16 protein-coding genes are annotated in these 16,093 nt (G+C 42.9%); all 16 read right to left on the bottom strand.

Features of this window, described 5'->3' with window-relative positions; all coding sequences use genetic code 11:
• Positions 1 to 18: 18 nt before the first annotated feature.
• Entirely contained in the window at positions 19 to 561 is a 543-nt protein-coding gene (gene hslV, locus AC0VX7_RS08810; protein WP_215031698.1) for an ATP-dependent protease subunit HslV, read from the bottom strand.
• 20 nt (positions 562 to 581) lie between these two features.
• The gene (gene xerC / locus AC0VX7_RS08805; RefSeq protein ID WP_475427507.1) at positions 582 to 1,484 is read right to left on the bottom strand and encodes a tyrosine recombinase XerC; all 903 of its coding nucleotides are present in this window, start codon (positions 1,482 to 1,484) and stop codon (positions 582 to 584) included.
• Positions 1,485 to 1,544: 60 nt separating this feature from the next.
• The gene (trmFO, locus tag AC0VX7_RS08800; protein ID WP_475427506.1) at positions 1,545 to 2,852 is read right to left on the bottom strand and encodes an FADH(2)-oxidizing methylenetetrahydrofolate--tRNA-(uracil(54)-C(5))-methyltransferase TrmFO; all 1,308 of its coding nucleotides are present in this window, start codon (positions 2,850 to 2,852) and stop codon (positions 1,545 to 1,547) included.
• A 294-nt stretch (positions 2,853 to 3,146) separates the two neighbouring features.
• Entirely contained in the window at positions 3,147 to 5,222 is a 2,076-nt protein-coding gene (gene topA, locus AC0VX7_RS08795) for a type I DNA topoisomerase (RefSeq protein ID WP_475427505.1), read from the bottom strand.
• A 577-nt stretch (positions 5,223 to 5,799) separates the two neighbouring features.
• Positions 5,800 to 6,654: a DNA-processing protein DprA gene (gene dprA, locus AC0VX7_RS08790; RefSeq protein WP_475427504.1), complete on the bottom strand. Its 855-nt coding sequence runs from the start codon at positions 6,652 to 6,654 to the stop codon at positions 5,800 to 5,802.
• A 62-nt stretch (positions 6,655 to 6,716) separates the two neighbouring features.
• Entirely contained in the window at positions 6,717 to 7,619 is a 903-nt protein-coding gene (gene sucD / locus AC0VX7_RS08785; protein ID WP_475427503.1) for a succinate--CoA ligase subunit alpha, read from the bottom strand.
• 22 nt (positions 7,620 to 7,641) lie between these two features.
• Entirely contained in the window at positions 7,642 to 8,802 is a 1,161-nt protein-coding gene (sucC, locus tag AC0VX7_RS08780) for an ADP-forming succinate--CoA ligase subunit beta (protein ID WP_475427502.1), read from the bottom strand.
• A 322-nt stretch (positions 8,803 to 9,124) separates the two neighbouring features.
• Positions 9,125 to 9,409 carry an EscU/YscU/HrcU family type III secretion system export apparatus switch protein gene (locus tag AC0VX7_RS08775; RefSeq protein WP_215031736.1) on the bottom strand — a complete coding sequence of 95 codons (285 nt, stop codon included), beginning with the start codon at positions 9,407 to 9,409 and terminating at the stop codon, positions 9,125 to 9,127.
• Positions 9,406 to 11,262 (bottom strand): hypothetical protein, encoded by a 1,857-nt coding sequence (locus tag AC0VX7_RS08770; protein ID WP_475427501.1) that lies wholly within the window; start codon positions 11,260 to 11,262, stop codon positions 9,406 to 9,408. Before AC0VX7_RS08770 ends, AC0VX7_RS08775 begins: the two co-directional genes overlap by 4 nt.
• A 22-nt stretch (positions 11,263 to 11,284) precedes the next feature.
• Complete coding sequence (locus AC0VX7_RS08765; RefSeq protein ID WP_475427500.1) at positions 11,285 to 12,055, bottom strand: ribonuclease HII; 771 nt, start codon at positions 12,053 to 12,055, stop codon at positions 11,285 to 11,287.
• Positions 12,056 to 12,133: 78 nt separating this feature from the next.
• Positions 12,134 to 13,021, bottom strand: a complete 888-nt coding sequence (gene ylqF / locus AC0VX7_RS08760) for a ribosome biogenesis GTPase YlqF (RefSeq protein ID WP_475427499.1) — start codon at positions 13,019 to 13,021, stop codon at positions 12,134 to 12,136.
• 60 nt (positions 13,022 to 13,081) lie between these two features.
• The gene (lepB, locus tag AC0VX7_RS08755) at positions 13,082 to 13,636 is read right to left on the bottom strand and encodes a signal peptidase I (RefSeq protein ID WP_102262176.1); all 555 of its coding nucleotides are present in this window, start codon (positions 13,634 to 13,636) and stop codon (positions 13,082 to 13,084) included.
• A gap of 167 nt (positions 13,637 to 13,803) precedes the next feature.
• Positions 13,804 to 14,148, bottom strand: a complete 345-nt coding sequence (rplS, locus tag AC0VX7_RS08750) for a 50S ribosomal protein L19 (RefSeq protein ID WP_102262175.1) — start codon at positions 14,146 to 14,148, stop codon at positions 13,804 to 13,806.
• 130 nt (positions 14,149 to 14,278) lie between these two features.
• Entirely contained in the window at positions 14,279 to 15,019 is a 741-nt protein-coding gene (trmD, locus tag AC0VX7_RS08745; RefSeq protein WP_475428112.1) for a tRNA (guanosine(37)-N1)-methyltransferase TrmD, read from the bottom strand.
• A complete protein-coding gene (gene rimM / locus AC0VX7_RS08740; protein WP_475427498.1) occupies positions 15,019 to 15,537 on the bottom strand; it encodes a ribosome maturation factor RimM in 519 nt (172 codons plus the stop codon). Before rimM ends, trmD begins: the two co-directional genes overlap by 1 nt.
• A gap of 7 nt (positions 15,538 to 15,544) precedes the next feature.
• Positions 15,545 to 15,937, bottom strand: coding sequence for a YlqD family protein (locus AC0VX7_RS08735; protein ID WP_475427497.1), 393 nt, complete (start codon positions 15,935 to 15,937; stop codon positions 15,545 to 15,547).
• Between the last annotated feature and the right edge of the window lie 156 nt (positions 15,938 to 16,093).

The following is a 16,093-nucleotide window of genomic DNA, read 5'->3' as shown; positions in this document are numbered from 1 at the left end:
CTCAACACTCCTTTTCCGTTACAGTTCTTCCACGATAATATTGTGGTTTGTGTAAACACAAATGTCAGCAGCAATTTCCAATGAAGACTTCGCGATTTCTTTTGCTGTTAAATGGTCTCCAGCATATTGCTTTAATGCACGGCCAGCAGACAAAGCATAATTACCTCCAGAACCGATCGCCAGAATGCCATCATCAGGTTCAATGACTTCGCCTGTTCCGGAAATAAGAAGCATATCAGTCTCATTCAATACAATCAGCATTGCCTCGAGCTTCCTTAGGACTTTATCACTTCTCCATTGCTTTGCAAGTTCGACCGCGGCTCTTTGGAGATTTCCGTTATATTCCTCGAGCTTACCTTCGAACATCTCAAACAGGGTGAACGCATCTGCGACTGAACCGGCAAATCCTGCAATTACTTTACCATTAAACAACTTTCGGACTTTCTTTGCTGTGTGTTTCATCACTACAGCATTTCCAAAGGTCACCTGGCCATCGCCTGACATTGCGCATTGGCCTTTATGTTGAACAGCAAATATCGTTGTGGCATGGAATTCTGACATACCTTCGTCCTCCTTTTGGCTTAAGCCCTCGGATGATGTGACATATAAATATTGCGCAAGTGCTCTTTCGTAACATGGGTATAGACTTGCGTTGAAGACAGGAACGCATGGCCCATTAGCTCCTGGACAGTCCTCATATCTGCTCCATTGCTCATCATATGTGTAGCAAAGGAATGGCGCAGTTTATGAGGATGGATTTTCCCAGTCAGGGCAGACTTTTCGATCAGCTTATTCAGTATTTCCCTGATTCCTCTGTCCGTGAGAGGCCCACCCCGGAAATTCAAAAACAAATGGCCATGATCATCTTTAGTCTTCAGAAGCTCTGGTCTTCCATTCTTTATGTAGTCTTCAATCGCATCCTGAGCAAAACTTCCGAAAGGCACATATCTATCCTTTTTCCTTTTTCCATGAACTAAAACTGTGGATAGAGATAAATCTATATCCTTCATCTGGATTTTACAGCACTCACCTACACGGATTCCTGTAGCGTAAAGCAGTTCCAAAAGGGCTTTGTTCCTTTTCCCAATCGCAGTTTCGGTTTCACATGCGTTAAACAGCTGGGAAAGTTCCTCTTCATAAAAAAAATCTGGCAGTCGCTTTTCCAGTTTGGGTATGGATACCAGGGAAAAAGGATTATCTCCTACCATTTTTTCACGAAGCAAAAACTTATAAAAGCTGCGCATACATGAAATCCTGCGGGCGACAGACTTTCTGGAGAGCTGCTGGTCAAATAATTTCGTGAGGTAAATCCTTGTATCAGCATACTCAACAGCATCAAGGCTAGTCAGTCCTTGTTCAGACATGAACAAAAAAAATCCCCTAATATCATGTTGATAATGTTCAATTGTATATTGTGAGTAATTTTTTTCAATTTGTAAATATTCAATAAATAAGTTTAAAGAATTGTTCACATTTGCATCCATCTCGTCACCTCACAAGGGCTACTAAATAGTATCATATTTATATAGCCCTCGCAATATAAATTACAAATTTTTCACAAATTTCTGAATTGTTTCCAATGCTCTGGAAGCATGCTTCTCATTACGTTCCTGCTTAGCCTTGATTTTCTCTGGAAGATCAGGGAAAAGCCCGAAGTTTGCATTCATCGGCTGGAAGTTTTTCGCGTTCGTTGTTGTAATATATCTGGCCATGCTTCCCATTGCTGTTTCATGCGGGAATTCCACCGGCTCTTCACCTTTTACAAGACGTGCAGCATTGATTCCAGCAATCATACCGCTCGCTGCTGATTCTACATACCCTTCGACCCCAGTCATTTGTCCTGCAAAGAATAAATCTTCTCTATTCCTGAATTGATATGTTGCTTTTAAAACCTTAGGTGAGTTGATAAAGGTATTACGATGCATGACACCGTACCGTACAATTTCAGCGTTTTCCAAACCAGGAATCAGTTGAATGACTTCCTTTTGCGGTCCCCACTTAAGATGAGTCTGGAAGCCTACAATATTGTAAAGTGTACCAGCAGCATCATCCTGGCGAAGCTGGACTACGGCATAAGGACGCTTTCCAGTTCTAGGATCCTCCAGGCCAACCGGCTTCATCGGTCCGAAAAGCATTGTCTTCCTTCCTCTTTGGCCCATGACCTCAATTGGCATACATCCTTCAAAAAAGATTTCTTTTTCAAATTCCTTAAGCGGAACTGTTTCAGCAGAGATCAACGCTTCATAAAAACGGTCGAATTCTTCCTCTGTCATCGGACAGTTAAGGTATGCTGCTTCCCCTTTGTCATACCGGGATTTCAGATAGACCTTATCCATGTCGATGCTATCTTTTTCAATAATAGGAGCTGCCGCGTCATAAAAATATAAATATTCTTCCCCTGTAAGCTCCTTCAGTTGTTGGGACAACGCCTGGCTTGTCAAAGGCCCGGTAGCGATGATGGTCGGCCCTTGTGGAATTTCAGTGATTTCTTCATTAAATACAGTAACATTAGGATGTTCCTTAACACTTCTAGTAACATGTGCCGCAAACTCATGGCGATCAACTGCCAAAGCTCCGCCTGCAGGCACAGCACATGCATCAGCTGCGCCAATGATGACAGAGTCAAGCTTTCTCATCTCTTCTTTTAATACACCAACCGCATTTGTTAATGTATTTGCACGTAAAGAGTTACTGCATACCAGTTCAGCAAATTTATCTGTATGGTGAGCAGGCGTCTGCTTTACCGGTCTCATCTCATATAAGTTCACTTTGATGCCTCTTTCGGCAAGCTGCCATGCGGCTTCACTTCCGGCTAAGCCGGCACCAACTACATTTACTGTAGCTTCAGTCATTTCTATTTCCTCCAGTAGCTATTAAGAGTTACGCGTTTGCTTATTCTAATCCAAGTTGCCATGTCTAATATCATCTTAACAGGCAAAAATAAGCAACTGCCTTTCCAAAAGAATTATTATAACATCTGCCTTGACATAAAGCTTCTATTATATACTCAATCTTACTTACTTTACCCTGATTCCTGTACCATTTTGCACTTTACTTTACGAAAAAGAAAGAAAAAAGTTTCACAATCGGGTTAAATTCTCAATTTAACGGTAAACAAAATCAAAGAGTGAGCCCAAGGGCTCACTCTAGCTTTGTGGTTCCTCTTTATAGTCGCATTCTGTACACTGAACCTGGACGCCCTTTTTAAGCTTCTTTTCAACTAGCATATTTTCGCATTTAGGGCATTTCCTTGCAAGTGGTTTATCCCATGAAAGGAAATCGCATTCAGGGAAACGGTCACACCCGTAAAAAATCCGGCGTTTCTTGCTCTTCCGCTCAATGATATTGCCTTCTTCACACTTAGGGCATTTGACCCCTATCTCCTTGACTATTGCCTTCGTGTTCCGGCAGTCAGGGAAATTGCTGCAGGCCATGAACTTGCCGTAGCGCCCCATTTTGAATACCATCGGTGAACCGCACTGATCACAATCTTCTCCAGCGGGTTCATCCTTGATTTCAATTTCTTGCATTTCTTTTTCCGCTACTTCAAGGTTCTTTTCAAAATCACGGTAGAATTCGTCTATGACTTTGACCCAATTGATTTTCCCGTCTTCGACATTATCGAGATTCTGTTCCATTTTGGCGGTGAACTCAAGGTCAAGTATTTCCGGGAAAAATTCCAGCATCAGCTCATGGATTACTTCGCCAAGTTCGGTGGGCACGAATCGTTTATTATCAAGTGATACATAGCCTCTCTTTTGGATTGTATCCAGGGTTGGCGCGTATGTTGATGGCCGTCCAATCCCCATTTCCTCAAGCGTCCTGACGAGCCTAGCTTCTGTATATCTTGGAGGCGGCTGTGTAAAGTGCTGCTTCGGTTCGATATCTTTCTTCGTGACCTCGTCACCTTGCTTTAGGTCAGGAAGCAATTTATCCTTTTCTTCCACCTGGTCATCTGAACCTTCTACATAAACCTTCATGAAGCCTGGAAATTTAACCTTCGAGCCAGTCGCACGGAAAGTAACTTCGCCGTTCTTTAAGTCAACACTCATCGTATCCATAATAGCGGAAGCCATCTGGCTCGCGACGAACCGTTCCCAAATAAGTTTGTAAAGCCTGTATTGATCCCTTGAAAGGAATTGCTTTATCGTCTCAGGAACCTTCATTGTACTTGTTGGCCGGATCGCTTCGTGGGCATCTTGAGCATTGGACTGTTTCTTCTCTTTCCTTGCCTCTGTCTGAATGAACTTTTCTCCATACTGACCAGTGATATACTCCCTTGCTTCGCCTTGTGCAACTTCAGAAATCCTGGTAGAGTCCGTTCTCATATAGGTGATTAAACCGACTGTGCCTTCTTTTCCCAGGTCGATACCTTCATAAAGCTGCTGCGCAAGCATCATTGTCTTTTTGGCACGGAAGTTAAGCTTTCGCGCTGCCTCCTGCTGCAAAGAAGAAGTAATGAACGGCGGTGCAGGATTACGTTTACGTTCTTTCTTCGTCACCGACTCAACAGTGAATTTGTTCCCTTTTACTTGTTTAAGGATGTTCTTGACATCATCTTCTGATTTCAATTCAGTTTTTTGTTTGCCAATTCCGTAAAAAGAAGCTTCAAAAGCACTTTTTCCTTTCAGGAATTCTGCACCGATTGTCCAATATTCTTCTGGAACAAACGCAGCGATTTCCTTCTCACGATCAATGATCATCCTTAAGGCAACAGATTGTACGCGTCCTGCGCTCAACCCCTTCTTGACCTTCTTCCAAAGCAGCGGGCTGATATTATACCCTACTAGTCTGTCCAGAGCACGACGTGCCTGCTGGGCATCTACGAGGTCCATATTGATCGCCCGGGGATGTTTAAAAGATTCCTTGATGGCATCCTTGGTTATCTCATTAAATACAACCCTGCAATCAGAATGGACATCAACGTCAAGACTTTTGGCCAAGTGCCATGCAATTGCTTCCCCTTCTCTGTCGGGGTCAGCCGCGAGATAGACTTTCTTTGCTTTTTTAGCTGCAGATTTCAGTTCCTTCAGTACCGGTCCCTTACCCCGGATTGTAATGTACTTAGGGGTGTAATTATTTTTCGTATCAATTCCCATCTGGCTCTTAGGCAAATCTATCAAATGCCCCATAGAGGCTTTCACTTTATATTTTTTTCCAAGGTAACGCTCAATCGTCTTAGCCTTTGCAGGCGATTCGACGATGACTAAAAAATCTGACATCCAATTGTCCTCCTTAGAGGTATAAAATTACATTAATTATTATCAACATATCATAATGTTGTCAAATCAACCATTAAAGTAAACGGTTTCATCCAACTTATAAATTTTAAAATACCTGATGCAAAATGTATAACAGATTGAAAATTATTTCAACCTTTTTGATGCATATTTTAATTAAAAGCTGTTTTCGTAAGAGTGTTGTTAAAATCCTAAAGCCGATTTTAACGTGATAAAACGCTATTTTGCAGGTCAGTATTAAGTGTGCAAGCTCTTTTCTCCTAATAATCTTTAATTTTGTGAAGAAACATAGGTCATTCAATCCTATTTTGGTGTCAATAGCAACAAAAGTTAGTGAAAAGAGCCTAATTAAAATATAAAAATAACTTGCTAAAAAAGTATATTTTCAAAACTTTTTCCAACTCAACACTACCATTTTGGACCAATGAAACTGTTAAGCTTCTGCCTATATTCTCTGTCCATCAACCTCTTTAATAAACCTCACTCCAAAAAATTATATCAATTCGTTTTAGGTTACTGCTTTTTGCATTTTATACAGTTATCTCAATATTATTCCACATTACATCCCGAGTTCCTCTAAAATATCCTCTGAACTTTTAACCAGTTTGGCTCCTTGCTGGATTAAATAATGGACTCCATCAGAATCCTGACTCAAAATGCTACCGGGGACAGCAAATACATTCCTGCCTTCATTCAATGCAAAATCTGCCGTGATCAGTGAACCGCTCTTTTTCCTCGCTTCAACAACAAGTGTACCCTGTGAAAGACCGCTGATAATCCTATTTCGCATTGGAAATTGCCATTTCGCAGGCATTGTTGCTGGTGGATATTCTGATATCACCAGTTGTTTTTCCATCAAATACTCTGCCAATTTAACATTTTCCTTCGGATAAAGATGATGAAACCCGCCAGCTATGACACCTATTGTTTTCCCGCCCAATTTAATAGCCGCTTTATGGGCATGGGCATCAATCCCCCTTGCGAGACCACTAACAATCAATACATTTTTATGTATTAATGAGGGAAATAAATAGTCGATCGCTCCAATGCCATATGCTGTGGCGTCCCTTGACCCAACCACAGCAAGACTTTCTCTGTTCTTTAACAAAGATAGATTTCCTCTGGCAAACAGCATCCATGGAGGTTGATAGATAGTCTTAAGCCTGTCTGGGTAGTCTTCGTCAAAAATAGTGATTAGGTGAATATTCTGTGTGGTGTAGTCATTGAGAAGTTTGTCGGTGGAAATAAATTGATGGTCTTTGTTGAGTCGTTCTACTCGAGGATGAATAGAGGAATAATTTGCAGCTTCATTATTACTTATTGCAGAATTTGCTTTGAGGATTGAGTAAATCGCTTTCCAGCTAGCATACCTGCTATGGACAAGCTGAATCAGTTTCTTTTTTAATTCATCCATATGCTTCCCCCTGGGATTAATAAACAGCCCCTCTGTTTAGAGGGACTGTCTGATTGAAAGTTTTAGTGTGTTTTGCACTTGTCGTAAAGATCTTGCTCCTTCAAAACGCGGATTAGCGTTTCGCCCATTACGGATGGAGTTTCAGCAACCTGAATGCCGCATTCGTTCATTACGCGGATTTTTTCGTCTGCTGTTCCTTTTCCGCCAGAAATAATCGCACCAGCATGGCCCATGCGCTTCCCTGGAGGTGCAGTTCTTCCGCCGATGAAGCCAACAACTGGTTTCGTCATATTAGCCTTGACCCACTCAGCTGCTTCTTCTTCAGCCGTGCCGCCGATTTCACCAATCATGATGACAGCATATGTGTCAGGATCTTCATTGAATGCCTTCAGGACATCGATGAAGTTCGTTCCGTTAACTGGATCTCCGCCAATTCCCACAGCTGTAGACTGGCCGAGACCAGCTTGAGTCAACTGGTGTACCGCTTCATATGTCAGCGTTCCAGAACGGGATACAACGCCAACATGGCCTTTAGTATGGATATATCCAGGCATGATACCGATCTTGCACTCATCAGGAGTGATAACACCCGGGCAGTTAGGACCAACAAGGCGAGTTTTCTTTCCTTCCATGTAGCGCTTAACCTTGACCATATCCAATACTGGGATATGCTCGGTAATACAGATTGCCAAATCAAGGTCTGCATCAACAGCTTCGACAATCGCATCTGCAGCAAATGGTGCTGGTACATAGATTACTGTCGCATTTGCGCCTGTTGCATCAACAGCTTCCTGTACTGTGTTGAATACAGGAACGCCTTCTACTTCTGTACCGCCCTTGCCTGGAGATGTTCCTCCAACAATTTTTGTACCATATTCAAGCATTTGTTTTGTATGGAAAAGGGCTGTAGAACCCGTAATCCCTTGAACAATGACCTTTGTATCTTTATTAATGAATACGCTCACGTCAAATTCTCTCCTTTCGATCCTACTTAACTAATGAAACGATTTTTTCAGCGCCGTCTGCCATAGATTCAGCAGCAATGATATTTAACCCAGACTCATTAAGAATCTGTTTTCCAAGATCAACGTTAGTACCTTCAAGACGAACGACAAGGGGAACTTGTAGTCCAACCTGCTTGGCAGCTTCCACAACACCGGTAGCAATTACATCACACTTCATGATGCCGCCGAAGATATTAACAAAGATTCCTTTTACGTTTGGATCTGAAAGGATAATTTTGAAAGCTTCCGTTACTTTCTCAGCAGTTGCGCCGCCCCCAACATCAAGGAAGTTAGCGGGGTCTCCGCCATAGTGCTTCACGATATCCATAGTTGCCATCGCAAGACCGGCACCGTTAACCATGCAGCCAATATTTCCATCTAAAGAAATATAGCTGAGGTCATATTTCGATGCTTCGATTTCCTTTGGATCTTCTTCTTCAAGGTCGCGGTACTCAACGATATCCTTCTGGCGGTATAGCGCATTTGAATCAAAGTTCAATTTAGCGTCAAGTGCCATAACCTGTCCGTCACCCGTCACAACCAATGGGTTGATTTCAGCGATTGAGCAATCCTTTTCGACATAAGCGCTATATAAGCCCATCATGAACTTTACAGCCTGGTTGACTAGTTCCTTTGGGATGTTGATGTTGAATGCGATACGGCGAGCCTGGTATGGCATAAGACCTACTACAGGATCGATTTCTTCTTTGAAGATTTTTTCAGGAGTCGCTTCTGCAACCTCTTCGATCTCCGTTCCGCCTTCTTCAGAAGCCATAAGGACAACACGTGAAGTAGCACGGTCAAGCACAAGGCCTACATAGTACTCCTTCTTGATGTCGCAGCCTTCCTCAATCAATAGGCGTTTTACTTCCTTGCCTTCTGGACCAGTCTGGTGAGTAACCAGTGTCTTTCCTAAAATCTCAGATGCATATGTACGTACTTCATCAAGATTCTTTGCAACCTTGACACCGCCGGCTTTACCCCTTCCGCCAGCATGGATTTGAGCTTTTACGACAACTACTGCCGAGCCAAGTTCTTTAGCTACTTCAACAGCTTCATCGACTGTAAAAGCAACCTTCCCATTCGGTACTTTTACCCCATATTTTCTGAGGATTTCTTTTCCTTGATACTCATGGACATTCATTTCCCATCCTCCTATCTATTAGAAAAACGAACAAAAAATAGAGAATCGCCAAGCGACCCGCTCCGTAATTTCATTTTCCTAAGTAGAAAATATAATTCATTTAAATTTACTAAAAATAGACTGCGCTTTCATTTTATATAATGAATTATTGATTGTCTACCTTTATGATTTAAATATTTCGCCATTTTAAATATTGCAAAAAAATAACGAAGATAAAGCTTACGAATATAAAAAGCCGGAATCATTGCGTTTCCCGGCTTTGACAATAAAAATCCATGCTAAAAAAGCTATATTCATTCTGTTGGTTTTCATTGTGAAAATATTATTTTTGTTTTCCTGCTTGTTTATCCAAATGATAGACAAAGGAAAATACTTCGGCTACTGCTTGATACAGTTCTTCTGGAATTCGCTCATTTAGTTCCAGTTGGCTCAGGACTTCAACGAGTGAAGGATCTTCCTGGATCGGGATTTCATGATTCTTCGCTTTTTCAATGATTTGTTCAGCAACAAGACCCTTACCCTTCGCCATTACTTTAGGAGCGTCCATATTTCCAGCGTTATAACCCAGGGCAACAGCTGATTTTCTTGTATGCTTAGCTGGTTTCATATTTTAATATCCACTCCGCTATATTCTTTTTGCCCATATAAATCTGCCAGGCTACGTTGATTTCTCCCTGTCTGGGATTGGCCAGGAACATGGAAGTGAACAGAGGACAGATGATAATCAATTTCCGCTAGCTTCAATTTCAGTATCGGTGTCATTTCTTCTGCCATTTTTCTCAGAGTGGGATTTTCGTTAAAAATCTGGACACTCATAATTCGATTCTGTACTTGCATATCAACGATAACATCATCTAAATGCTTAAGTTTCAGGTAAAAGAGCACACGGCAAAAATCAGCGTCTATTTTTCCGTCTTCAGTCTTCTTCCCGCTCCATTGCATCGTAAGTTCATTCGTTTTTCCACCCAGCATAAAGGGTATTTGCACAACGAGCTGCTGGATCGGACCCGCTTCCTGGGAAAGCAGCTGGAATCCGGTGAGTTTGTTTAAGACCAACTCTGCAGCTTCTTTAACAGCAGGCGGAGGATTTTCGTTCAACAGGCGCAGAACAAGGGATTTAAGTGTTTCTGATACTTGTGCCTTGCCAATCTCTCCATCTTTTAAAACTTCGCTAAGCTGTTGTTCGTAAGACAGACCCAGGGCTGATAGGAATTGTTTTATCCTTGTATCGGTGAGCAGTGCTGTGCCAGTTTCTTGCAACGGAGCTGGCTGTTCTGCTTTGGCAACTGCTTCAGAGAGCAGCTGTGCATGCAGGCCTGTTAAATTGCCGGATTGAGGCTGTCCCGCAACCTTAAGCAAGTCTACTCCAGCTTGTCGCCACGTATCCTTTTCTCCCATCAGGACGGATAGGGACTCTCCATCACTCACCATTGAGATTAACTGCTTGAAAGCCTGAAGTCCTTGCTTTGCCTCCGCTTCTTTTCCAGAAGTTCGGTAGAATAACAATTTAAGTGATTCTGCCAGCTCATTAGCTGGGAATGTTTTTTCAGGAACGAAATTTGAAATCATCTGTCTGGCTGTAGAACTGTCGCCATTTCCTATGAGTGTTATGATATTTTTGGCGAAATTCAGCCCATCCGGCAGTTCATCTCCGACTGTGCCTGAGCTTTGCAGCCTGACCAGCATCTGCTGTAAAAGATTGCTTTCACTGCTTTTCGAAGCAATCGCACCAAACTGTTTAAGCAGTTCCAGAGCGACTTGGCTTTCCTGGCCTTCCCGTTTAAGCCATATTGCCGCTAGATTATTCACGGCTGCTTCAGAATTCATTATTTTACTGGATGGCAGCATTTCATTCAAAAGTTTTTTAAGATTTGTACTTGCCGCAGAACTCCACGCCGTGTCTAAAGTCTTTTCAAGTTTATCTAACAGCTGGACCAGAGATTGTTCTTTGGTGGTGGTGTAGAGGGCATCAAACGAGGCCTGTGTAACAGGAAACCCTCTAGTAAGGATCAATTTTATAGCATCTTGACCAGCACTGCGGGAATCCGCCATACTCAGCCACTCTGCCGCCTGCTTTAGAAGTTCTCGGTTTACTGGAAGCTGCTCCTTGATAAAAAAACGGATAAGTTCAATGGTTTCCTTTGTCGGGTGCATCGCAAATTCTCCGAGAATCTTTGCCATGCTTCCCGGCTGGGCCTTATCCTCACTACCTGATCCAATCACCTTCAAATGAACCTTTCCTTCACCAGGCTGAACCTGGAACCAGTACCGCTCATTTGCAGATAATGGAGTTTCTAATTTTGCAATCATTTTTTGGTTGCCGACTTGCACTTCTGCTACTTGATCAGGATAGAGCTTCAGGATTTTCCCATTAATGATTTGGCCGGGCCGGAATTCAGCTGTTTTAACTTGCTGTGTTGTTTTTTGGTTAAATAAGCCTTGCAGCGCTCCTGTTTCCATGGTTCACCTGCTTTACCAAGTTCTACTGAATATACTCTCTTACGGGAGCGAATGTCTTCCTGTGATGATCTGTGACACCATGCTCCTTGATAGCTCTTAAGTGTTCCGCGGTTCCATACCCCATATTTGCCCCGAATCCATAGGGCGGGAATTCGATACTGAGTTCTTTCATCAGCCTGTCCCTCGTTACTTTGGCAATAATGGAAGCTGCCGCAATGGATATGCTTCTGGAATCACCTTTAATCAGCGCTTCAAACGGATAAGGTGTGTCCAGCTTGACGGCATCAATCAAAAGAAAATCGGGAGTGATCCCTAGTTGATTCACAGCTGAAAGCATCGCTTTCTTGCTGGCCTGGAGAATATTGATTTCATCTATTTCCGCAGCGCTGATCAGTCCTACTCCGACAGCCAGGGCTTCAGACATAATGACCTCAAAATATTCATCCCTTTTTGATTCTGTCAGTTTCTTAGAATCATTGAGACCTGGAAGATAAAAGTTCCCCGGCAGGATGACTGCCCCTGCAACCACTGGACCAGCTAAAGGTCCTTGTCCGGCCTCATCAATCCCGGCAATATACTCGAACCCTTCCGATCGATATTTTCTTTCAAAGGAAGTCATATTGACGAATTGTTCATGGACTTGTTTCTTTTGCTCTTCCTGCCTTTCCCATTTCAGGACAAGTTTTTGCACACCCTTGCGACTATCTTTTTTTAGGGCTTTCAGGAATTCATTGTTTACTTCCTCTTTCCCGAAAAGCTGTTGTTCAATTTCACCAATTGTATATTTCTCCATAAAATTTCTCCTAGTAATACTTCTTTATTTATGTATCGGCAGTTTAAATCAAAAATAAAGGCCCTGGACTCAGGACCTTTATTTTTGAGTGTCTTTTTCTATTTCTTCCACAGAGGTCAAATCCTCAGGGCGTTCAAAGGATAGCGGACCCATTTTTTCTGTCCGTATTTCCCTGATCACAAGCTCTGCGACTTTGTCATAGTCAACGTATCCACCAGGCATTCTGCAGCCGCGAAAATCGCCAATCTGATCAAAAAGCTCCACAATGTCTTCCGGCAATTCAGACAGCTTATATCTTTCTTGCAGGCGCTCTGGGTAGTGTTTTTCCAAATACCTTAGCGCATATACAGTCAAGTCCTGAAGATTAAGGAGCGTGTCTTTAATCGCACCGGTAACTGCGAGCTTGACTCCAACCTGCTGGTCCTCAAACTTTGGCCATAGGATCCCCGGTGTATCTAATAGTTCAAGTTCTTTCCCTACCTTGATCCATTGCTGTGATTTCGTCACTCCTGGCCTATTCCCGGTCTGGGCGATATTTTTACCGGCAAGCCTGTTGATCAAGGTCGATTTACCAGCATTTGGGATACCGACAATCATTGCCCGAATAGCTCTTGGCTTGACACCTTTTGATTTCAGCCGGTCAAACTTGTCTTTTAGGAGGACCTTGGACTCCTGGACGATTTGCTTTAGACCAGTACCGGCCTGTGAGTTGATTGCCAGTGCGGTAATTCCTTTTTGACGGTAGTGGCGCAGCCATTGTTCTGTAACGGCTTTATCCGCCATATCTGCTTTATTCAGTAAAACAATTCTTGGTTTGTGCTGGATGATTTCATCAATCATAGGGTTCCTGGACGAATACGGTATCCGCGCGTCCACCAATTCAAAGATAACATCCACGAGCTTTAATTTTTCCGTGACCTCTCTGCGAGCCTTAGCCATATGGCCTGGAAACCATTGGATCGTCAAAGCAGCCACCTCCTATCTGTTTAGCAATCTCCCGTATGCCTGTTGGGATCTTGTCATGTCCTAGTCTATTGTACGAATATCTTCAATAGGCCAATAGATGATGCTGGTCTTTCCCAGCACCTCTTCAAAAGGTACAGTGCCAATGTGGCGGCTATCCTTGCTGAAACGGCGGTTATCACCCATAACGAAAAGATGGCCCTCAGGTACAGTCTCCCTGCCGATCTTCTCCTCCAGTGTGAAAGGATCTGTCAGCGGCCCATCAATCACCTGTTTTTTATATTCTTCCAAGTATGGTTCTTCGTATGCTTTCCCATTCACATATAATGTGTCATTTTTATATTCTACTTTATCGCCTGGAAGGCCGATTACTCTTTTTATGTAATCTTTGTTTTCGGGTGCATGAAAGACGATGATATCGAATCTTTCGGGCTCCCCAACTTTATAGCTAAGCTTGTTCACGATCATTCGGTCCTGGTCGTGGAGTGTAGGCATCATCGATAAACCGTCCACCACGATTGGTGCAAATAAAAAGTATCGAATAACCGCTGCCAGTACGACAGCAATCAGAAGCGCCTTCGTCCATTCCCATAGTTCATTCTTCTTTTTCTCGGCCATTCTTTTCCCACCATTCCAAAATATATGTTGTTTGAGTACATAACTTTATTTTACATAAGTCAGACAAGATAAACACGATGGGCAATGATTTTTAAAATAAATTTAATAATGACATTTAGTAATGAAAAAGGAGCTTGGCTAGGCAAGCTCCTTTTTGACATTCATTCTTATCGAATTTCTTTAATACGAGCTTTCTTACCACGCAGGTTACGTAGGTAGTAAAGTTTCGCACGGCGTACTTTACCGCGACGGATAACTTCAAGCTTCGCGATTTTTGGTGTGTGAACAGGGAAAGCACGCTCAACGCCTACTCCGTAAGAAATCTTACGAACTGTAAAAGTTTCGCTGATTCCACCACCACGACGCTTAATCACTACACCTTCAAACAACTGGATACGTTCGCGAGTTCCTTCGACAACCTTAACGTGTACACGTACTGTGTCACCAGGACGGAAAGATGGAAGATCAGTGCGAAGTTGTGCTTTTGTGATTTCTTCGATTAATTGTTGCATCGTATTCAACTCCTCCCACGAATGCTCTTGCACACTTTCATTGCAGCGGAACATTGTTATAAGCGGCATTCAGCACGTTTGCTTTTAGCCACAAGAAATATCTTAACATAAACAGGGCCTGACTGCAATATTATTCATTAAGTTTTATCAGTTCACCAAGCCATTTTTTCTGCTGCTCTGTCAGCTCTGCTTCTTCGAGAAGATCGGGCCTTCGCTGCACGGTCCTTCTAAGGCTTTCTTTCATCCGCCACTCATCAATCAGTTTATGGTTCCCGGAAACCAAAACATCAGGGACCTTTAATCCGCGAAAGTCAGCGGGTCTTGTATAGTGGGGATGCTCGAGCAGGCCGGTGCTGAAGGAATCCTGGATATGCGACTCTTCGCTGCCCAGTACACCTGGAAGCAGGCGCACGACACTGTCAATGACGACCATCGCTCCAAGCTCTCCGCCGGTCAGCACATAATCTCCGATCGAAATCTCATCGGTGATGACATGTTCACGGATCCGCTCATCATATCCCTCATAATGGCCGCAGATAAAAATCAAATGTTCTTCCTTTGCCAGTTCTTCCGCTTTCTTCTGTGTATACCGTTCACCCTGAGGGCACATGAGGATCACTCTCGGGGAAGTGCTTTTTGCGCGCTCTTTCAAATCACTCACAGCATCAAAAATCGGCTGAGGCTTTAACACCATGCCAGCACCGCCGCCATATGGATAGTCATCCACCGTCTGGTGTTTGTTATCGGCAAAGTCCCGAAAATTGACGACATTGTACCCGGCTGCCCCTTTTTCAGCAGCCTTTTTCAGGATTGAAGAGCCGAACACACCCTCAAACATTTCTGGAAAAATAGACAGGACATCGATATTCATCATGAAAGGAGCCCTTCCATCGGCTCAATTACAATATGCTTTTCCTTGACGTCGACTTTTTTCACTATGTCCTCGATATAAGGAATCAAGAGTTCCTTTCCATTTGCTCCTTTGACAACCCAGACATCATTGGCACCGGGAGTTAGGATTTCGATTACCTTGCCTAGTTCTTCACCTTCCGTTGTTACCATGTTACAGCCGATAACATCCTGGAAATAGAACTCACCTTCCTCCAGCTCACCTCGCTGCGTTTCTGGAACCTTGAGGATGCCACCCTTCATTCTTTCTACCTCGTTGACATTTTCGAAACCTTCAAAGGTCAGCAGGTTGAAATTCTTGTGAGTCCTATGGCTTTTCACTACCAATTCCTCCGGATCCTTTGAACCAGGCATGAATAAAAGTAAAGAATTCCCTATCTTGTAGCGTTCCTCAGGAAAGTCAGTCCTGGATATCACCCTAACTTCCCCGCGTATCCCATGTGTATTTACAATTTTTCCGACATTAAAATACTTTTCCATTGCTCAATCACCTCTCGCGAATTTCGGCCACAATGCCATCTTTCACAATAATAGTCTTTCCTGAAAGAAACTCATCCCATTGGTCACCTACACTTACTTCGACGACACCCTGCAACTCCGTTTCTTTAATTTCACTCCCAAGCGGAAGAATATGTAGTTGTTCTATTTGAAAATCCAGGAGCTTGATTTTTTCTTTATGGACTTTAATTTCTTGTTCAAAATGCTTCTTCAATGTTTCAGGCGGAAACTTCCTGGATTTTTCCAGCTTCTTCAATTCAAATCTAAGTTGATCGCATTCTTTCTGCAGCTGAAGCTTTCTGGAGTGATATTTTTGGTGGATTCTTTCCTTGCTTTCTTCTGTCAGCACCTGTTTGACAATGATGGTTTGCAGTACCTTCAAAGCATTTCCTCCTTAAAGCCAACCTTATCACAGCATTATTTTCCAGACCTTTTCCGAGCTGGTTTTTCCAGACCTTTTCAATGTTGGTTCCTGACCTTTTGCAAGACAGGTTCCAGACCTTTCTCAAGGCTGGTTCCAGATTACAATTGCATCTTA

The sequence above is a fragment of the Mesobacillus sp. QJM3NY_10 genome, from assembly GCF_056173465.1.
This window is presented reverse-complemented; position numbering and strand designations above follow the sequence as displayed.